We start from the raw sequence: 16,835 nt of genomic DNA, 5'->3' as shown, positions 1-16,835 counted from the left end.
ACTTCTGAGGGGCCTAGGGCTTCTAGGACTCCTATGGCTTCTAGGGGTTCTAGGGCTCGACCACGGTCTCCTGCGCGGCCGCCGTCGTCTCCACGATGAGGTCCGCGTCCACCGGCACGTTCCGCTTCACCAGGGCGAGCGCGATCGGGCCGAGTTCGTGGTGGCGTACGGACGTCGTCACGAAGCCCAGCTTGCGGCCCTCGGGCCCGTCGGACGCGAGGCGGACCGGGGCGCCGTGCGGGGGCAGGTGCACGTCGCTGCCGTCCAGGTGCAGGAAGACGAGGCGGCGCGGCGGCTTGCCGAGGTTCTGCACGCGGGCGACGGTCTCCTGGCCGCGGTAGCAGCCCTTCTGGAGGTGGACGGCGGTGCCGATCCAGCCGAGCTCGTGCGGGATGGTGCGGTGGTCGGTCTCGAAGCCGAGGCGCGGCCGGTGGTTCTCCACGCGCAGCGCCTCGTGGGCGAGGAGCCCGACCGCGGGCCCGTTCTGCTCCGCGTACGTCTCCAGGTCGGCGCGCGGCAGGAACACGTCGCGGCCGTACGCCGTCTCGCGCACCGCGACGCCGTCCGGGACCGGCGCGATCGAACCGGCCGGCAGATGGACGAGCGCGAACTCCTCGGTGCGGTCGGCGGCTTCGACCCGGTAGAAGAACTTCATCGACTCCAGGTAGGCGATCAGCGCCTCCTGGGTGCCGGGCTCGACGTGCGCCCACGTGGTGGTGCCGTCGTCGACGAGGTACAGGGCGTGCTCGATGTGGCCGTGCGCGGAGAGGACGAGCGCCTCGGTGGCCTGGCCGGCCGGGAGGTCGCTGACGTGCTGCGTGAGGAGCAGGTGCAGCCACGCGAGGCGGTCGTCGCCGGTGACGGTGATGACGCCGCGGTGGGAGAGGTCGACGAGGCCGTTGCCGTCGGCGAGAGTGCGCTGCTCGCGGAACAGGTCGCCGTAGTGCGCGGCGACGCCTTCGTCCACGCCCTCGGCGGGAACGGCGCCGGGCAGGGACAGGAGGGGGCTCTTCATGTTCACAGACACTACGACGAGCACGCGGACGCGCTTATTCCTGCGGGTCGGTCTTCTTCCCCGCGCAGTCCTCGCAGCGCCCGAAGATCGCGAAGTGTTTGAGGTCCGTGTCGAAGCCGAAGGTCTCGCGCAGCTTGGCGGTGAACTCGGCGGCGACCGTGACGTCGGCCTCGATCACGTTCGTACAGTCCCGGCACACCAGGTGCATGTGGTGGTGCCGGTCGGCGAGGTGGTACGTCGGCGCGCCGTGCCCGAGGTGGGCGTGGCTGACGAGGTCCAGCTCCTCGAGCAGTTCGAGCGTCCGGTAGACGGTCGAGATGTTGATCCCCGACGCCGTCTTGCGCACTTCGCAGAGGATGTCGTCGGGGGTCGCGTGCTCCAGGGTGTCCACAGCTTCGAGGACCAGCTGACGCTGCGGCGTCAGCCGGTAGCCGCGCTGCCGCAGATCGCTCTTCCAGTCGATTCCCTCGGTGCTCACCACACCGCCGAGTCTAGGACCACTTGCAGGCTGTGGGCCTACTGGAAGAGCGGACAGGCCGGGGGTAACCGGGGGCCTACTTGAAGAAAGCGATGCCGTCGTCGGGCAGGTCCGGGAGATTGCGGGCCATCTCGGCCACGTCGTCCGGGGAGACGACCTTCTTCAGCTGGGCCGACATGTAGGGGCGCAGCTCGACCTCGGGGGTCTGCTTCTCGCCGACCCACATCAGGTCGCTCTTCACATAGCCGTAGAGCCGCTTGCCGCCGGTGTGCGGTGCCGCGGTCGCGGTGCGCGCGACGGCGTCCGTGACCAGGTCGATCTGCGGCTTCTGGTCGGCCAGCTCGCCGTACCAGATCTCGACGACGCCGTCGTCGCGGACCATGACGACGTCGACCTTGCGGTTCTTGTCGATGCGCCAGAACCCGGACTCGGTCTCCAGGGGCTTCACCTTGTTGCCCTCGGAGTCGAGGATCCAGGTGTGCGAGTGGTACTCGAGGAAGTCCCGCCCGTCGTGGGTGAAGGACACCTCCTGCCCGAAGTTCGCCTTCTCGGCGCCGGGGAAGTCGGTGACGCCCGCGCCCGCCCAGTTACCGAGGAGGAACACCAGGGGGACGAGGTCGGGGTGCAGGTCGGACGGGATCTCGATCATGGTCTGCGAAGCGTCTCTCTGGTGGGGGTCAGCGCTGGCCCTGGTACAGCTTCTTCACGGTCAGCCCGGCGAACGCGATAACGCCGACGCAGACCAGGACAAGGAGAGCGGAGAAGAAGGCCTCAAGCACGGGGTGCTCCTCGGTGAGCGGTGGTGGGCAGGTACAGAGCCGGGCCCCACTTTAGTCGGGTGGGGCCCGGCTCTCTCGGTGAGGTCACCCAACCGGGGTGCGGAGGGTCAGCCCAGGAGCTGGCTCTGCAGCACGACGGTCTGCTGGAAGGTGATCCGGGGCGGCAGGGCGGCCTTCCCCGCCTTCCCGGACTGGATCACCAGGGCGATGACGTCACCGGCCTCGATGTAGGCGTAGCGCGCCGCCGTCCTGCCGTACGGCTTCGCCTCCGTGAAGACATTCCGCTTCGTGTACGGGACGTCGACCTTCTCCGCCCAGCCGCCGTACTCCTCGTCGGCGTACGGCGCGTCCGCCGGGGAGTACACGTTGTCCGTCAGGTCGGCGTGGACGATCCGCGTGAACGCCGCCGAGGTGAAGCGCAGCGCGTAGATCCGCGTGTGCGTGCCGTCGGGCGTGGTCCAGCCGCGGGCCGCGATCTGCCGCAGCCCGTCGTCCTTGAGCTGCTGCCCCAGGTCCCGCCGCGCCTCCTTCTCGTACGCGTCGAGGTACGCCGGAGTGGGCAGCCACCCGTCCTTTCCGGCCAGTGTCCTGTCCGGCCTGGCACCCCGGGGCATGGGCAGGACCAGCTTGCGCAGATCGGCGTAGTGGGTCTCGCTGTCGTTGCCGTCGGCGAAGGGGGCCGGGGAACCTTCGGGCAGCGGGGGCTTCTCCATCGCCGGAAAGTCCCAGCGGCCGTCGCTCTCGGTGGCCAGCCCCGGCAGGTCGGTGCGCTTCTGCTCGGTGACGCCGTACGCGGTGGCTGCGCCGGCCAAGCCGAAGACGACGACGGCGGCGGTCCAGCGCAGCACGGCGCGCAGGACGCGCCGGTCCCTGGGGGCGGGCGCGGGCGTGTGCACCTCGGCGGGGACCGGTCCCGGCTGCTGCGGGGACTCGGCGGTTACGGGGTCCTGCTGCTGCGGGGACTCGACGGCTACGGGGTCCTGCTGCTGCGGGGACTCGGCAGGCTGCGGTGTCTCGCCAGGCTCCTGCGTCTCGCCGAGCCGCGGCGTCTGGCCGGGCTGCGGTGTCTGGCCGGGCTGCGGTGTCTCGGCCGGCTGCAGTGTCTCGCTCATACGAGCTGCCCTCCCTGCGACGTCAGGCGGTCGAGCTGCTGGGCGAGCAGGTCGGCGACCTCAGCGGTGTCGAGCGGCTTGGGGCCGTACCCGGTGGTGGTGACCAGGACGTCGTCCTCGTACGCGCTGCAGACGACCATTTCGAGCTTGCCCTTGCTGTCCTTGGGTGCGAGGAAACAGTCGGCGTTGCTGTGCCCCTTGACCTTCGGCCCCTTCGGGAACACGCCGACTGTTCGCAGGAACTCGCTCCGGAACTCCTTGAGCTGACGCCCGGCCCTGCGGTTCTGCATTTGGGCGAGCTGCATCTCGACGACGAGGGACTTCTGGTGGTAGTCGGTCACGAATCCGTCGGAGCCGTTCAGCTGGTAGCTGCGCATGGCCAGGCCCCTGAGCTTCAGCTTGTCGATGGCCTTGCCCTGCTCCTCGCGCTGGCGGGAGGGCAGGTTGCGCGCGCCGTTCTTGAGGCGGGCGGCGGCTTCCCTGCCGGTGAGGGCCTTGTCGTTGCCGTACTCGTCGATGTCCGGGCCCGGCCGGTAGGCCTTGGGGACCGGGAGCAGCCGGGCGCTGAGCCCCTGGGCCCTGGCCGGGCCGGGCTTCGCCGATTTCTGTTCCTTCGGCTTCGCCCAGACCTTGGTGGGCGCCGAGCGGTCGGCGGCCTGCACCTTCATGACGGTGAGGCCGGCGCCGGCCCCGACGGCGAGCACGACGGCACAGGCCATGGCCGCAGCCACGGCGGGCCGACGGCGACGGGCCCCGCCTCCCGCGACGGGGGCGGGAACCTCGGCGACGAGGGCGGGAACCTCGGCGACAGGGGTGGGCCCGGGGTCGGGGGTGGGCCCGGGGTCGGGGGTGGGCCCGGGGTCGGGGGTGGGCCCGGGGTCGGAACCGGGGTCCGGGTCGGGGCCGGGAAGCTGCGTGTCCAGGTCGCTCACAGTCGCTCCAACTGCCGCTTCGCGAGAGACATCGCGGTCTTCTCGGGGATCGGCCTGGTGTCGTACAGCCGGATGTCCATGACGATGTCGCCGCGGGCGGCGAGCGCCCTGGCCTGGTACATCGGGAGGTAGCCGGCCTCGGTGTGCGGCTTGTCGTAGACGTAGACGCGGCCGTTGCCGCTGCCGGTGAGGGGCACGCCCTCGTTGCCCGCCCAGCCGCTGTCGCCCATGTAGCTCTGCTGGCCGTCCAGGAACTTGCGCGAGCCGGCGTCGGTGTCGTCCCGGAACTGGATGAGCTGGACCTCCGTCGTGGACTGGCCGCGCTGCCAGGCCTCGACCGTGGCCCGGCGGAAGCCTCCCTCGGCGAGCTGCCCGAAGATCCAGCGCGGATCTCTGAAGCCGTTCGCGAAGTCGTACTGGTTCACCCAGCCCTGCCGCCCGTCCGCCTTCTGCGTCCCGGCAGGCCTGGGCACGAGGAGTTTGCGCAGGTCACCGTCCTGGGGCCGGGGCGCCACCTCGGGCCCCTCGCCCTTCGCCTGGCCGACCACTGTCATGGACAGCGGCGGCAGCGCCGTCGGCTTCCGGTCCGCCTGTACGACGTACCCGGTGCACACTCCCGCGACGGCGCCGAGCACGGCGGCGCAGGCGATCAGCAGGGTGGTGCGGCCGCGGCGCCGGGGTCTGTCCGGTGCCATGGGCGCGGGCAGTTCCGACGCCCCCTGCGGTATTCGTTCGTCATCCAACGGGTCCCCCCACGGAACTCGAAGCACGGATTCCGTATCCGCGCGCACAGGAGACCCACAGGCAACATCCCTGGTTGTACGGGAGTTGATTACGATTCAGCCATGGCGAACAAGCTCGTGATCAAGGTGACCGCGGGGGCCGATGCCCCCGAACGCTGCTCGCAGGCCTTCACGGTGGCGGCGGTGGCCGTGGCCAGCGGGGTGGAGGTCTCGCTCTGGCTGACCGGCGAGTCGTCGTGGTTCGCGCTGCCGGGCCGCGCCGCCGAGTTCGAGCTGCCGCACGCCGCGCCGCTGCCCGACCTGATCGAGTCGATCCTGGCGGCCGGGCGGATCACGCTGTGCACGCAGTGCGCGGCCCGCCGCGAGATCACGGAGAAGGACGTCATCGAGGGGGTCCGGATCGCGGGCGCGCAGGTCTTCGTGCAGGAGGCGATGACGGACGGGACGCAGGCGCTCGTCTATTGAGGCGTCCATTGAGGCGTCCATTGACGCGGCGCTTGAGGCGGCAATTGACGCCGCCGTCGACGCGGCTATCGACGCCGCTCGGACCTACGCTTGAGACATGTACTCGCGGCGTCGGCACCTGTACTTCGCCATGATGGGCCTCTGCATCGGCCTGTTCGTCCTGGCCTGGGCCGTCGTGCGCCTGTGGTCCGTGCCTGCCGCGGTGGCGATGTGCATCGTGGCCATGGTGATTCCGCCCGTCGCGGCGATCGTCGCCAACCGCCGCGGCCCCGACGACCGCTGGTGGGACGACCCGTCCGGGGACGCGAAGTCCGACGAGTGGTGGGACGAGCTGGACGGGAAGAAGCGGCCTTAGGACGACTGCTCAGGCTTAGGACTGCTCAGGACCCGCTGTCGCGCCCCGGCCGGCGCGGCGCATCGAGACGATCTCGGCCACCGTCTCCAGCCAGCGCGCCGCCCGCGCCTCGTCACCCGGCGCCCCTCCCGCCTGCGCCGCCGTCTCCAGCCAGTCCTGCAGGCACGCGGACGCCTCACGTGACGGCAGCGGCTCGGCCAGTCCGGCCGCGTACTCCAGGCCCCCGGCCCGGACGATCTTCGCCACGTACGTCACCGAGCGCGGCAGCACGCCGAGCCGGTCGAGGGTGACGGCCGCGGCGATCGCGCCGTCGCCGAAGAGCGCGGTGCGGAAGGTCTCCCGGGTGAGGCCGTGGCGCAGCAGTGTCGGGACGTCGGTGGCGGCGAGCACCTCGTCGTCGGTGCGTGGGGAGCGGTCGTGGACCATGGTCATTCCGTTCCGTCGTTCCGTTCCGTCGGGCCGTTCCGCCGTCCGCTCCATCGTCCGTTCCCGCAGGTCAGCGGACGGTGACCGTGTAGACGTAGTAGGCGACCTCGTCGTCCGACCTCGTCGGGGCCGCCGTGGTCGTGGCCGTCGGGACCGGGCTCGCGCTCACCTCCGCGGCGCTCCCGCACAGGCCGTGCGGGCAGAACAGCAGCTTCACCGTCGTCCGGCCGGACGCGTGCGCCTCGAAGTCGAAGAACTGGGCGCCGTCGCCGCTGCCGATGAGGTCTTCGTCGCCCCCGTCCTCCTCCTCGCGCCTGCCCTGGTACGTGACGACGCCCTTGTCGGGACGCGGGCTCGCCAGGTACCAGTTCTGGCCGAGGGCCGGGTTGGCCGGCACCTCCAGCGTGAACGTGTCGCCCTTGTCGACGGTGACGCTCCGCTCGCCCGGCCCGAACGCGGTGGGCCCGGTGGAGCCGCCGCATCCGGAAAGGGTGACGAGGGCGGCGGCCGAAGCGGCCGCGGCACGCACAATGATTCGCATTCGCATTCGCACGGTGAGTTCAGTCCTGCTGGATGTAGACAACGTTGACGTCGCCCTGGTGGGCCTTGGAGTAACGGTCGTCGGCGACGGCCTGGACATCACCGTTGATGAAATCGTCCTCACTGATCCAGGACGTGGTGCCCCACGGGTTGTAGACCTGCAGCTTGCCGTCCTCCTGCCCGATGATCATCAGGCTGTGGCCGTGACGGTTGCCGTCCTCGTCGACGCGCGTGATGTTGATGGGCACGGGCTTGCCGTCGGCGACGGACTTCTCGATCTCGGGCAGGACGCCACGCCGGTCGTCGGCGCCGCCCATGTCCTGCTGGTCGTACTTGTCTCCGGTGTGCGGGCCGAGCTCCTTGTCGGAGATCTCCTCCTGCCCGTCGGAGTCCATGCCGGCCGGGTGGCGGTCCCACCACATGCCGTCCATCTCGCCGTCGCCCTCGTCGTTCATCCGGAACTGCTCGTCGTGCAGGCGCTTGCGGAAGTGGGCGGGGTCGTCGTCGGTGCCGTCAGGGCCGCCGGTGAGTTCGAGGGCGTACACCGGGTCGACGAGGGCGCGCGCCGTGACCGTCGAGGACGGGACGCAGGTCTCGTCGTCCTGGTCCCAGAGCTCGCCGCGGAAATCCTGCTGCTCCTTGCCGGAGGCGACGGAGTCCGTGGAGATCGGGGTCAGGTGCTCCGCGAGCCACGCCGAGTCCTTGCCGTGGATCTTCCCGCCGAACTTCTCGACCTCGCCGATGTCGTGGCCCGAGGCGAGGGCCTTCATGAGGTACGCCTTCTCCTGCGGGCTCGATGCGCTCGCCAACAGCCTTTCCATGCGCGCCCGTTCGGCCGGCGACATGTTCTCCATGGCGCGGCCCGAGCGTTCGAGGTCGTTGGCGCTGAGGATCTCGTTCAGCTCGGGGTCGCCGCCGGGGTTGGCGGTGTCGGCGAGGGCGAGCCGGTCGGCGGCGGTCAGTTCGTCGGTGGCCATCTGGCCGGCGCGCGCCTCGGCCGCGAACTTGTTGAGGTCGCGGGCCGCGACGCGGGCGGCGTCGTCGGCGTCGGCGGCCGCCTTGTGCAGGTCGTCGACCCCGTGGGAGGCCAGCGAGCGGGCCTTCAGACGGAGGGCTTCCTCGTCGTCGTCCTCGTGCCAGTCGTCGAACCAGCCGTCCTTGCCGCCGAGCATCCCGCGGGCGTCGCGCAGCTTGCCGCGGCCGGTGCCGTCCAGGGTCTGCGCCGTCTCCAGCGCGTCGGACAGCGCGATCAGGGCCTTGCCGCCGCCCTGGAACGCCTCGATCATCTGCTGGGCGTCGCGGGAGGCGGCGCCGACCACGTCGGAGGCGAGGACGCTCGTGTCACCGACCCAGACCTGCGGCAGGCCCTTGCGGGCGATCTTGTCGATCCGGTCGCTGACGGCGTCGGCCTCGTCGGTCTGGCCGGTGTAGCGCTTGCCGAGGGCCTCGATCACCTTCGGCTCGCCCACCGGACCCGAGACGCCGAGGGCGTCGTCGATCGCGTCGATCAGGTCGTTCTTGCTACCGGCCGAAGAGATCCTGTCGCGCAGGCCGTTGAGCTTCTGCCTGCGGTCGTTCGTGGATTCCGTCACGGTCGCCGGCCCTGTCAGTAGCCGGACAGCGCGGACGGGCGCTCGGCGTACGTCGGCATCGTGCTGACGCGCTCCTCGGCCGCGGAGCCCACGGACACGGACTTCGCGCCGTTACGGACTCCGGTGTCGGAACCGGAGTACGCGCGGCTGGACAGGCGGACCTTGTCCGCGAGTTCGTGCAGGGCCGCTTCGAGGACCTTGGTCTCGGACTCCCAGGCGGCCGCGAACGTGTTGAACGCGGGCGCGGTGTCGGAGCCGCCGAGCGCGTCCTGCGAGTAGCACATCGTGCTGGCGATCGCCTTGCCGATCTTGCCGACGTCGCGGCCCGCGCCGTCGAGTTCGCCGGCCTGGCCCGACATGCCTTTGTGTCCGACCTGGTAACCGTCCGGAGAGGTCATGGCCCTTCCCCCGATTTCTTGAGTCCCCGACCTCGACGCGCCTTCCGGACAAGGAAGTTGAGTCAGGTCACAGCCTTCAAGAAAATTAGCAGAACGCCGCCATGTACACGCCCCCTCAGCACGGGCTCCGAAGCTCCGCACGGGGGCTCCGAAGCTCCGCACAGAGCCGAGGGACCGCGCAAAGCCGAGGGACCGCACCTCGATTCCGTAGGCGTCCAACCCCCGGAGGTGCGGCCCCTCGGCCGTATCTGCGCCGCCGTCACGCGGCGAGCCGCGTCAGACGGCGATGGCGACCTCGGCGAGACCACCGGTCTGGGCGACGACCGTACGGTCCGCCGAGCCGCCGGGGACCAGGGCGCGCAGCGTCCACGTGCCCTCGGCCGCGTAGAAACGGAACTGGCCCGTCGCCGAGGTGGGGACCTCGGCCGTGAACTCGCCGGTCGAGTCCAGCAGGCGCACGTAACCGGTGACGGGCTCGCCGTCGCGGGTCACCTGGCCCTGGATGGTGGTCTCACCGGGCTTGATCGTCGAGGCGTCGGGGCCGCCGGCCTTCGCTCCACACATGTGCTTCTCCAAAAAGGTCGGTCAGGTCTGTCTGAGGGGTACGGGAGGGTTACTTGTTGGCGCCGAGCTCGATCGGCACGCCGACGAGGGAGCCGTACTCGGTCCACGAGCCGTCGTAGTTCTTGACGTTGGCCTGGCCGAGCAGCTCGTGCAGGACGAACCACGTCAGGGCCGAGCGCTCACCGATGCGGCAGTACGCGATGGTGTCCTTGGCCAGGTCGACCTGCTCGTCCTCGTAGAGGGCCTTGAGCTCGTCGTCCGACTTGAACGTGCCGTCGTCGTTGGCGTTCTTCGACCACGGGATGTTGCGCGCGGACGGGACGTGGCCCGGACGCTGCGACTGCTCCTGCGGGAGGTGGGCCGGGGCGAGGAGCTTGCCGGAGAACTCGTCGGGCGAGCGCACGTCGACGAGGTTCAGGCTGCCGATCGCGGCGACGACGTCGTCACGGAAGGCGCGGATCGAGGTGTCCTGGGCCTTGGCCTTGTACTCGGTGGCGGGGCGCTGGACGATCTCGGCGACGAGGTCGCGCGAGTCGAGCTCCCACTTCTTGCGGCCGCCGTCGAGCAGCTTGACGCTGTCGTGGCCGTAGAGCTTGAAGTACCAGTAGGCGTAGGACGCGAACCAGTTGTTGTTGCCGCCGTAGAGGACGACGGTGTCGTCGTTGGCGATGCCGCGCGCGGACAGGAGCTTCTCGAAGCCGGCCTGGTCGATGAAGTCGCGGCGGACCGGGTCCTGGAGGTCCTGCTGCCAGTCGACCTTGACGGCGTTCTTGATGTGGTTCTTGTCGTACGCCGAAGCGTCCTCGTCGACCTCGACGATGACGACCTTCGGGTTGTCGAGGTTGGCCTCGACCCAGTCGGCGTCTACCAGGACGTCGCTGCGGCTCATTTTTTTCTCCTCCGGGGCAGTTACGGCGGGGTACGGAAGTGCGGGTGCGGTGCGGGCACGGCCCTGCATGCGGACAAGGGCGGCATTCGGCGCACGCGAGGGGAGGCCTCAAAGGGGCCTGGGAAAGCGGGAGTTGCCGTCCCGCTCAGGCGGTGCGACAGAGCATGGCGGCGACGCGGCACAGGTCTACTGCCCGCCGCTTCGTAAGATCCGCCTGTCGCTTCATGCCACCGATCGTAGGTAGGCACGGGTGGCCGTGTCACCGGCATGTCGCATCGTGAGACACGATCGTCCGCAATGCGAGACGAGTGCGGCCCCGGAGCCTCATTTCCCAGGCTCCGGGGCCGCTGGGGCTCCGCCGATCACTGCTGTGCGGACGGCGCCGTCTCGCAGTGCGGACGCGCCGTTTTACGGGTGCCTGTCCGACGAGTCTGCGGGGGCCTGTCCGACGAGTTCGAGGGTGCCTACCCGACGAGGTCGAGCTTCGAACCCTTCACCGAGATCTCGACGCCGTCCTTGACCGCCTCGACCCGGTCCAGCTTGATCCCGGCCGGCAGGTCGTCGATCGCCTGCTGGAAGTCGGTGACGGCGCGGATCCGGCCCTCGGCCAGGTCGAGCGCGCCGGCCTTGGGCAGGCTGTCGGCACGCGCCGAGACCTTGCCGCCGGTGACCTTGACCGAGCTGAGGACGGTGGGGTGCAGGGTGCCCACCGGCGTGCGCAGGGCGACCTCGATCTTGACCCTGTCGCCGCCGCCGTAGGAGAGGCCTTCGATCTGCGCCGTCACGCCGGGGGCGACCTGGGCGGCGTCCTGCTTCCTGACGGCCTTGAGCAGCTCGGCGTAGGAGATGCGGGCGGTGCCGGTGGCCGAGTCGGCGGTGGCGGAACTGAAGCTGCTGTTGAACTGGACGCCGTGCATCTCGGCCTTCAGATCGGCGATCCGGATCGTCTCACCGCCGCTCTTCGCGTCGTAGTCCTTGATGCCGATCTCCACGTCGTCCAGGGTGCCGCCCGCGAGCTGGGTCAGGAACGGGAAACCCTTGATCGACACGTCGGGGTTCTCCTGGAGGCCCTCGCTGGTGCGTACGCGGTCGGCCGCCTCGCCCTCCGCGTAGTTCACCGCGACCCGGTCGGCGATGACGAACAGGCCGCCCAGGATCACGACGACGATCAGAAGTATCCGCAGAGCACGCATGACCCGGTGTTTCCCCCCACCTGGACGACAGTTCCTGATCGCGAGAGTACGGGCCGGACCCCCGTGAAGGGGGCCCGGCCCGATTCTTGTCGATCAGCTGTGACAGGCCGTACGCCCGCCGGACGCTCAGCCCACGACCCGCCCGAGCAGATAGACGGCCGGGGCCGCGGCGGCCAGCGGCAGGGCCACGCCCGCCGTCATGTGCACGAAGCGGGACGGATAGTCGTAGCTCGCGACGCGGTGGCCGATCAGGGCGCAGACACCGGCGCCGAGGCCGAGGAGCGCGCCCTTGGACCCCATGTCCGCCATGCCGCCGGCCGCGATGCCGGCGCCCGCGGCGGCCAGCAGCGCGACGGCCACGGAGGCGGGCGTCGGCAGCGGGAGCGCCCGTGCGAGGACGGCGACGGCCACGGCCACGGCGCCGACGGTCACGGCGTCCGGGTCGGCCGCCAGGTGTCCGGTCGCGAGGATGGCGAGCGCCGCGGAGGCGACCGTCGCCATCAGGCCGTACATGCGCTCGTCCGGGGCCGCGTGGCTGCGGAGCTGGAGGACGAGGGTGAGCAGGACCCAGACACCGAGGGTGCCGAGGATCGCGGCGGGCGCGTTCTCCCGGCCGCTGACGAGCAGCGCCGCGTCGGCGGCGAGGCCGCCCGCGAAGGCGAGCGCGATGCCCTGCCGGGCGGGCCACATCCCGTTGAGCCGGAACCAGCCGGCCGCCGTGACGGCCTGCAGCAGCACGAGCGGGACGAGCAGCGCGTACTGGCCCACGGCGGCGCCGCCGGCGAGCAGCAGCGCGAGCAGCGCGGTCAGCGCGGCGGGCTGCATCCCGGGCTCGATGATCGGCGACCGCCCCTCGGCGCGGGCGCGCTGCGCGTCGGTGACGCGGGCGTTGCCGGTGACGGTGGCGGGCCCGTAGGCGCTCGCCCCGGCCTCCGGCTCGGCGGTCGGCAGCGGCTGAGCCGCCGCGACCGTCCCGAAGACCTGCGTCTGCTGGTCGCCACCGGGGGCGCCCGGCGTCTGGCCGTACGCGGGCACGGGCGGCGGCGGAGTCTGCCCGTACGCGGCATGCGTCGCGGCCGGCGGCGGAGTCTCCCCGCCCGGCGTCTGGACAGCGGGCCCCTGGGCGTACGGAACCTGCCCGTGGCCGTAGGCGTGCTGGTCACCGCCGTACGACTGCTGGTCACCGCTGTACGACTGCTGGGCCCCATGCGACGACTGCTGGGCCCCGTGCGACTGCTGGGCCCCGTACGCCTGCTGGTCGCCGTACGCCTGCTGGTCGCCGTAAGCGTGCTGGTCATGGCCGGCCTGGCTCACCGGGCCCTGCCCGTACGCAGCCTGCCCATACGGGGCCTGGCCGTACCCGGGCTGCCCGTATGCGGCCTGGCCGTACGCGGCCTGGCCCGGCTCGTATGCCCGGGGCGGCAGCTGCGTGGACTGGACCTGGGTGTCCCAGGTCTGGCCCTGCCACTGCTGGGTCTGCTGGGGCGGCTGGGTCTGCTGGGGCGGCTGCTGCTGCCCGTACTCGTCTTCGTGCGGCTCGTCACTCATCGCGGTCACCCTCCTGCGAACGGCGGGAGCACCTCGACCGTGCCGCCCTCGGCAAGCCGTACCGTCTCATGCCCGCGCTTGCCGACGGGGTCACCGTCGATCAGGAACGAGGAACGCTGCAGGACGCGCACCAGGTCTCCGGGGTGTCGCGTACGCGCGCCCTCCAGCGCGTCGGCCAGCGTCTCGGCCTCGTACGGCTCCTCGGCGACACCGGCGGCCGCCTTGGCCGCGGCCCAGTAGCGAATGGTCCCGTTGGCCATGCGCGGCGCTCCTCCCATGCGGTCTGTACATGCGGTCAGTACACGCAGTCTGTACATGCGGTCTATTCGGCGGTTGCCGTCGTCCATGATGCCGTGGCCCAGTCACCGATCCGCGCGAGGAGTGCGTCGTCCGCCGCGTGCTCGGCGTGCCCCATGCCCGTCTCCAGCCACAGCTCGGCGCCGCCGGACGCGGCCGCGGCCAGCATCCGCGGGTGGTCGAGGGGGAAATACGGGTCCCGGTCGCCGTGCACGATCAGGAGCGGCGTCGGCGCGATCAGCGGCACGGACTCGACGGGCGAGAGCGGCACCGGGTCCCACTCGTGCGGGTGAATGCGGGTGCGGAGTCCGAAGCGGCCCACGAGACGGCCGGCCGGCCGCGTCACGAGCCAGTGCAGCCGCCGCATCGGCGCGGTCCCGCGGTAGTACCAGCGGGCCGGGGCACTCACCGCGACCACGGCGTCGGAGCGCGCTTCCGTGCGCCCCCTGTGCAACGCGGCGTGCCGCAGCACGACGGAACCGCCCATCGAGAAGCCGACCGTCACCACCTGTTCATGCCCGAGTGACCTCGCCCACTCCACGGCGGCCACCAGGTCGAGTACCTCCCGGTCGCCGACGGTGGACCGCCCGCCCGACCGCCCGTGCCCCCGGAACGAGAACGTGACCACGGCGGCACCCTGCGCGAACACACCCGCCGCACGCCGGACATGCGGCCGTTCCAGATCGCCCGTGAACCCGTGCGCGACCACGATCACCGGGCCGCCGGCCGGGCCCGGACCGGGGTCGTAGGCGGCCTCGATCGGGACGCCGTCCCGCGTGCGCAGGATCATGCGCCGTGAGCGGGCAGTGATCGGCTGCACAGAAGATCGTGCGTCTTGACCTGCCGGACCGGAACTCATGTGGGCTATTCTCCTTGGCAGAGGATCCGGGCAGCGAAGCCCCCGGGTCCTTTTGTGCTTTCGGACGGCGTTGTATACGAACGCGGACCGCAAGGCGCACAGGGCCCAGGGCGCGGGCCCGAAAACAGTACGAAGCAGCAGAAGTAAGTAGCAGTACGAAGTACCAGAACAAAGCAGTACGAAGCAGTGCCGTAAACGTCCTCGCAGGGACCGAGGAGGAACCAGACGTTATGGGCGAGCGAAACGTGCAGGACCTTAGGACGACCCAGGCAGGTGGGGCGCGATGAGTTCTTTGCTGCTCCTGACCAATGCCCTTCAGCCGTCGACGGAGGTGCTTCCCGCTCTCGGCCTGCTGCTGCACAACGTGCGGGTCGCCCCCGCCGAGGGCCCGGCTCTCGTCGACACCCCCGGTGCCGACGTCATCCTCATCGACGGGCGCCGCGACCTCCCGCAGGTACGCAGCCTGTGTCAGCTTCTCCGCTCCACCGGGCCCGGCTGTCCGCTGGTCCTCGTGGTGACGGAGGGCGGCCTGACGGCGGTCACCGCCGACTGGGGCATCGACGACGTACTTCTCGACACGGCGGGACCGGCCGAGGTCGAGGCGCGACTGCGGCTCGCGATGGGCCGGCAGCAGATCGTCGCCGACGACTCCCCCATGGAGATCCGCAACGGCGACCTGTCGGTCGACGAGGCCACCTACAGCGCGAAGCTGAAGGGGCGGGTCCTCGACCTGACCTTCAAGGAGTTCGAGCTCCTCAAGTACCTCGCGCAGCACCCGGGCCGCGTCTTCACGCGCGCCCAGCTGCTCCAGGAGGTGTGGGGCTACGACTACTTCGGCGGCACCCGCACCGTGGACGTCCATGTGCGGCGCCTGCGCGCGAAGCTCGGGCCCGAGCACGAGTCGCTGATCGGGACCGTGCGCAACGTCGGCTACCGCTTCGTGACGCCCGAGAAGGTCGAGCGGGCGGCGGACGCGGCGAAGGCCAAGGCGGCCGCTCCGAAGCCGGATCCCGCAGAGCACACGGCGCACGCGGCACCCGCGGAGAAGGCCGGCAACACGGACTCCGGGCCCGATTCCGGTGCCGTGCGGGAGCCGGTCGAGCAGTCCCGGGCGGCCGCTCACCAGGCCGCCGCCGGACGCCCTGCCCAGCGGTAGGTCCATCCGCGTAGACTCCGCGCGTGGCCAAGGTGACTCGGGATGATGTGGCGCGACTGGCGGGTACTTCGACCGCGGTCGTGAGCTACGTCATCAACAACGGACCTAGGCCGGTTGCCCCGGCCACGCGCGAGCGTGTACTCGCCGCGATCAAGGAGCTGGGGTACCGGCCCGACCGGGTCGCCCAGGCCATGGCGTCGCGGCGGACCGACCTCATAGGCATGATCGTGCCGGACGCGCGCCAGCCGTTCTTCGCGGAGATGGCGCACGCCGTCGAACAGGCGGCTTCCGAGCGCGGAAAAATGGTCCTCGTCGGCAACTCCGACTACGTCGAGGAGCGCGAGGTCCACTATCTGCGGGCCTTCCTCGGCATGCGGGTGTCCGGCCTCATCCTCGTCAGCCACGGCCTGAACGATCTGGCCGCGGCCGAGATAGAGGCGTGGGACGCGCGCGTGGTCCTGCTGCACGAGCGGCCCGAGGCGATCGACGACGTCGCGGTCGTCATCGACGACATCGGCGGCGCCCAGCTGGCCACCCGCCATCTCCTCGAGCACGGCCACCCGTACGTGGCCTGTCTCGGCGGCACGGCCGAGACGCCGTCCGTCGGCGACCCGGTCTCCGACCACGTCGAGGGCTGGCGCCGGGCCATGCACGAGGCGGGACTGTCCACCGAGGGGCGACTGTTCGAGGCGCCGTACAACCGCTACGACGCGTACAAGATCGGGCTTGAGCTGCTCGCCGGGCCGCAGCGGCCGCCGGCGATCTTCTGCTCCACGGACGACCAGGCCTTCGGCATCCTGCGGGCCGCGCGCGAGCTGCGGATCGAGGTGCCGGGCGAGCTGGCCGTCGCCGGCTTCGACGACGTGAAGGAGGCGGGTCTGACGGATCCGCCGCTGACGACGGTCGCGTCGGACCGCTCGGCGATGGCGCGGTCCGCCGTCGACCTCGTCCTCGACGACTCGCTGCGCGTCGCCGGGTCCCGGCGTGAGCGCCTGAAGGTGTTCCCCTCGCGGCTGGTCGTCCGCCAGTCGTGCGGCTGCCCGTGACCTGCGGCTGCCCCTGACCTGACACGACCGCGCGCCGGCCCGGGAACACCGGACCGGCGCGCGTGCCGCGTGTCACTCGTGGTGCGTGATCGTTCAGAACATCAGGTTGTACTGATCGCTCAGAACATCAGGTTGTACTGGTTGAACCCGGTGCCCAGCCTCTTGCCCGCGCCGAAGACGTCGGCGGACGCCTTGTTGGTGCCCGGGTAGAGCCAGAGCGTGCCGCCCGAGTCACGGGCCATGACGTCGGCGATACCGTCGCCGGTCACGTCCCCGTTCGTCACGTACGAGGTCACCTTCTCGGCCGTAAACGACCGAGCGTGTTCGCCCCGAGTCGTTTACGCCTTGTCGCACTCCCGACTGTCCCCTACGACGGGACGGTCACGGGTCGCATCTCCCCTTCGGTTCCGGCTATGCGGGGGTGGCGGGGACGGGCATGGTGACGAAT

General features: G+C 70.8%; 22 protein-coding genes. 4 read left to right on the top strand and 18 right to left on the bottom strand.

The window, feature by feature from the left end:
• Nucleotides 1–49 precede the first annotated feature (49 nt).
• The 6 genes from ygfZ to AC07EJ_RS13145 all read right to left on the bottom strand — a co-directional run bounded on the left by ygfZ (nucleotide 50) and on the right by AC07EJ_RS13145 (nucleotide 5,011).
• Nucleotides 50–1,015 carry a CAF17-like 4Fe-4S cluster assembly/insertion protein YgfZ gene (ygfZ, locus tag AC07EJ_RS13170; protein WP_478884274.1) on the bottom strand — a complete coding sequence of 322 codons (966 nt, stop codon included), beginning with the start codon at nucleotides 1,013–1,015 and terminating at the stop codon, nucleotides 50–52.
• 34 nt (nucleotides 1,016–1,049) lie between these two features.
• Nucleotides 1,050–1,496: a Fur family transcriptional regulator gene (locus AC07EJ_RS13165; protein ID WP_389480739.1), complete on the bottom strand. Its 447-nt coding sequence runs from the start codon at nucleotides 1,494–1,496 to the stop codon at nucleotides 1,050–1,052.
• A 73-nt stretch (nucleotides 1,497–1,569) separates the two neighbouring features.
• Nucleotides 1,570–2,142 (bottom strand): heme-binding beta-barrel domain-containing protein, encoded by a 573-nt coding sequence (locus AC07EJ_RS13160; protein ID WP_362898278.1) that lies wholly within the window; start codon nucleotides 2,140–2,142, stop codon nucleotides 1,570–1,572.
• 237 nt (nucleotides 2,143–2,379) lie between these two features.
• Nucleotides 2,380–3,384 carry a hypothetical protein gene (locus AC07EJ_RS13155; protein WP_478884273.1) on the bottom strand — a complete coding sequence of 335 codons (1,005 nt, stop codon included), beginning with the start codon at nucleotides 3,382–3,384 and terminating at the stop codon, nucleotides 2,380–2,382.
• Nucleotides 3,381–4,316, bottom strand: a complete 936-nt coding sequence (locus tag AC07EJ_RS13150) for a hypothetical protein (protein WP_478884272.1) — start codon at nucleotides 4,314–4,316, stop codon at nucleotides 3,381–3,383. The genes AC07EJ_RS13155 and AC07EJ_RS13150 overlap by 4 nt, the downstream gene beginning before the upstream one ends.
• Nucleotides 4,313–5,011 (bottom strand): hypothetical protein, encoded by a 699-nt coding sequence (locus tag AC07EJ_RS13145; RefSeq protein ID WP_478884271.1) that lies wholly within the window; start codon nucleotides 5,009–5,011, stop codon nucleotides 4,313–4,315. Before AC07EJ_RS13145 ends, AC07EJ_RS13150 begins: the two co-directional genes overlap by 4 nt.
• A gap of 150 nt (nucleotides 5,012–5,161) precedes the next feature.
• Between AC07EJ_RS13145 and AC07EJ_RS13140 the strand changes: the two genes are divergently transcribed.
• The gene (locus tag AC07EJ_RS13140) at nucleotides 5,162–5,524 is read left to right on the top strand and encodes a DsrE family protein (protein WP_100595624.1); all 363 of its coding nucleotides are present in this window, start codon (nucleotides 5,162–5,164) and stop codon (nucleotides 5,522–5,524) included.
• Nucleotides 5,525–5,621: 97 nt separating this feature from the next.
• A complete protein-coding gene (locus tag AC07EJ_RS13135) occupies nucleotides 5,622–5,879 on the top strand; it encodes a DUF3099 domain-containing protein (RefSeq protein WP_383086186.1) in 258 nt (85 codons plus the stop codon).
• 15 nt (nucleotides 5,880–5,894) lie between these two features.
• On the opposite strand, the gene AC07EJ_RS13130 is transcribed toward AC07EJ_RS13135, so the two are convergent.
• The 11 genes from AC07EJ_RS13130 to AC07EJ_RS13080 all read right to left on the bottom strand — a co-directional run bounded on the left by AC07EJ_RS13130 (nucleotide 5,895) and on the right by AC07EJ_RS13080 (nucleotide 14,185).
• A complete protein-coding gene (locus AC07EJ_RS13130) occupies nucleotides 5,895–6,311 on the bottom strand; it encodes a hypothetical protein (protein WP_389480747.1) in 417 nt (138 codons plus the stop codon).
• A gap of 64 nt (nucleotides 6,312–6,375) precedes the next feature.
• The gene (locus tag AC07EJ_RS13125) at nucleotides 6,376–6,846 is read right to left on the bottom strand and encodes a protease inhibitor I42 family protein (RefSeq protein WP_389480749.1); all 471 of its coding nucleotides are present in this window, start codon (nucleotides 6,844–6,846) and stop codon (nucleotides 6,376–6,378) included.
• 19 nt (nucleotides 6,847–6,865) lie between these two features.
• Nucleotides 6,866–8,437, bottom strand: a complete 1,572-nt coding sequence (locus AC07EJ_RS13120) for a peptidoglycan-binding protein (protein ID WP_478884270.1) — start codon at nucleotides 8,435–8,437, stop codon at nucleotides 6,866–6,868.
• A 14-nt stretch (nucleotides 8,438–8,451) separates the two neighbouring features.
• Complete coding sequence (locus AC07EJ_RS13115; protein ID WP_389480754.1) at nucleotides 8,452–8,835, bottom strand: hypothetical protein; 384 nt, start codon at nucleotides 8,833–8,835, stop codon at nucleotides 8,452–8,454.
• 276 nt (nucleotides 8,836–9,111) lie between these two features.
• On the bottom strand, nucleotides 9,112–9,399 hold the full coding sequence (locus tag AC07EJ_RS13110; protein ID WP_328311485.1) for a DUF1416 domain-containing protein: 288 nt from the start codon (nucleotides 9,397–9,399) through the stop codon (nucleotides 9,112–9,114).
• A gap of 49 nt (nucleotides 9,400–9,448) precedes the next feature.
• Nucleotides 9,449–10,288, bottom strand: coding sequence for a sulfurtransferase (locus AC07EJ_RS13105; protein WP_362898293.1), 840 nt, complete (start codon nucleotides 10,286–10,288; stop codon nucleotides 9,449–9,451).
• Between the two features lie 145 nt (nucleotides 10,289–10,433).
• A complete protein-coding gene (locus AC07EJ_RS13100) occupies nucleotides 10,434–10,514 on the bottom strand; it encodes a putative leader peptide (protein ID WP_351257108.1) in 81 nt (26 codons plus the stop codon).
• Between the two features lie 238 nt (nucleotides 10,515–10,752).
• The gene (locus AC07EJ_RS13095) at nucleotides 10,753–11,481 is read right to left on the bottom strand and encodes an LmeA family phospholipid-binding protein (RefSeq protein ID WP_389480757.1); all 729 of its coding nucleotides are present in this window, start codon (nucleotides 11,479–11,481) and stop codon (nucleotides 10,753–10,755) included.
• A gap of 126 nt (nucleotides 11,482–11,607) precedes the next feature.
• Nucleotides 11,608–13,029, bottom strand: a complete 1,422-nt coding sequence (locus AC07EJ_RS13090; RefSeq protein ID WP_389480760.1) for a chromosomal replication initiator protein DnaA — start codon at nucleotides 13,027–13,029, stop codon at nucleotides 11,608–11,610.
• Nucleotides 13,030–13,034: 5 nt separating this feature from the next.
• Nucleotides 13,035–13,289 carry a MoaD/ThiS family protein gene (locus tag AC07EJ_RS13085; protein ID WP_389480762.1) on the bottom strand — a complete coding sequence of 85 codons (255 nt, stop codon included), beginning with the start codon at nucleotides 13,287–13,289 and terminating at the stop codon, nucleotides 13,035–13,037.
• Between the two features lie 62 nt (nucleotides 13,290–13,351).
• Nucleotides 13,352–14,185 carry an alpha/beta hydrolase gene (locus AC07EJ_RS13080; protein WP_478884269.1) on the bottom strand — a complete coding sequence of 278 codons (834 nt, stop codon included), beginning with the start codon at nucleotides 14,183–14,185 and terminating at the stop codon, nucleotides 13,352–13,354.
• A 283-nt stretch (nucleotides 14,186–14,468) separates the two neighbouring features.
• Between AC07EJ_RS13080 and AC07EJ_RS13075 the strand changes: the two genes are divergently transcribed.
• On the top strand, nucleotides 14,469–15,341 hold the full coding sequence (locus AC07EJ_RS13075; protein ID WP_478884268.1) for a response regulator transcription factor: 873 nt from the start codon (nucleotides 14,469–14,471) through the stop codon (nucleotides 15,339–15,341).
• 23 nt (nucleotides 15,342–15,364) lie between these two features.
• Complete coding sequence (locus tag AC07EJ_RS13070; RefSeq protein ID WP_362898303.1) at nucleotides 15,365–16,387, top strand: LacI family DNA-binding transcriptional regulator; 1,023 nt, start codon at nucleotides 15,365–15,367, stop codon at nucleotides 16,385–16,387.
• A 119-nt stretch (nucleotides 16,388–16,506) separates the two neighbouring features.
• Here the strand turns inward: AC07EJ_RS13070 and AC07EJ_RS13065 are convergent, their stop codons facing one another.
• Entirely contained in the window at nucleotides 16,507–16,671 is a 165-nt protein-coding gene (locus tag AC07EJ_RS13065) for a hypothetical protein (protein WP_478884267.1), read from the bottom strand.
• Nucleotides 16,672–16,835: the final 164 nt, after the last annotated feature.

The sequence above is a fragment of the Streptomyces sp. NPDC045026 genome (assembly GCF_056432625.1).
This window is presented reverse-complemented; position numbering and strand designations above follow the sequence as displayed.

Bases quoted from the DNA above. Each gene is read 5' to 3' on its own strand.
- ygfZ (WP_478884274.1), bottom strand. From the start codon at position 1,015: ATGAAGAGCCCCCTCCTGTCCCTGCCCGGCGCCGTTCCCGCCGAGGGC.
- AC07EJ_RS13160 (WP_362898278.1), bottom strand. From the start codon at position 2,142: ATGATCGAGATCCCGTCCGACCTGCACCCCGACCTCGTCCCCCTGGTG.
- AC07EJ_RS13155 (WP_478884273.1), bottom strand. From the start codon at position 3,384: ATGAGCGAGACACTGCAGCCGGCCGAGACACCGCAGCCCGGCCAGACA.
- AC07EJ_RS13145 (WP_478884271.1), bottom strand. From the start codon at position 5,011: ATGGCACCGGACAGACCCCGGCGCCGCGGCCGCACCACCCTGCTGATC.
- AC07EJ_RS13140 (WP_100595624.1), top strand. From the start codon at position 5,162: ATGGCGAACAAGCTCGTGATCAAGGTGACCGCGGGGGCCGATGCCCCC.
- AC07EJ_RS13135 (WP_383086186.1), top strand. From the start codon at position 5,622: ATGTACTCGCGGCGTCGGCACCTGTACTTCGCCATGATGGGCCTCTGC.
- AC07EJ_RS13130 (WP_389480747.1), bottom strand. From the start codon at position 6,311: ATGACCATGGTCCACGACCGCTCCCCACGCACCGACGACGAGGTGCTC.
- AC07EJ_RS13125 (WP_389480749.1), bottom strand. From the start codon at position 6,846: ATGCGAATCATTGTGCGTGCCGCGGCCGCTTCGGCCGCCGCCCTCGTC.
- AC07EJ_RS13115 (WP_389480754.1), bottom strand. From the start codon at position 8,835: ATGACCTCTCCGGACGGTTACCAGGTCGGACACAAAGGCATGTCGGGC.
- AC07EJ_RS13110 (WP_328311485.1), bottom strand. From the start codon at position 9,399: ATGTGTGGAGCGAAGGCCGGCGGCCCCGACGCCTCGACGATCAAGCCC.
- AC07EJ_RS13105 (WP_362898293.1), bottom strand. From the start codon at position 10,288: ATGAGCCGCAGCGACGTCCTGGTAGACGCCGACTGGGTCGAGGCCAAC.
- AC07EJ_RS13100 (WP_351257108.1), bottom strand. From the start codon at position 10,514: ATGAAGCGACAGGCGGATCTTACGAAGCGGCGGGCAGTAGACCTGTGC.
- AC07EJ_RS13095 (WP_389480757.1), bottom strand. From the start codon at position 11,481: ATGCGTGCTCTGCGGATACTTCTGATCGTCGTCGTGATCCTGGGCGGC.
- AC07EJ_RS13090 (WP_389480760.1), bottom strand. From the start codon at position 13,029: ATGAGTGACGAGCCGCACGAAGACGAGTACGGGCAGCAGCAGCCGCCC.
- AC07EJ_RS13085 (WP_389480762.1), bottom strand. From the start codon at position 13,289: ATGGCCAACGGGACCATTCGCTACTGGGCCGCGGCCAAGGCGGCCGCC.
- AC07EJ_RS13080 (WP_478884269.1), bottom strand. From the start codon at position 14,185: ATGAGTTCCGGTCCGGCAGGTCAAGACGCACGATCTTCTGTGCAGCCG.
- AC07EJ_RS13075 (WP_478884268.1), top strand. From the start codon at position 14,469: ATGAGTTCTTTGCTGCTCCTGACCAATGCCCTTCAGCCGTCGACGGAG.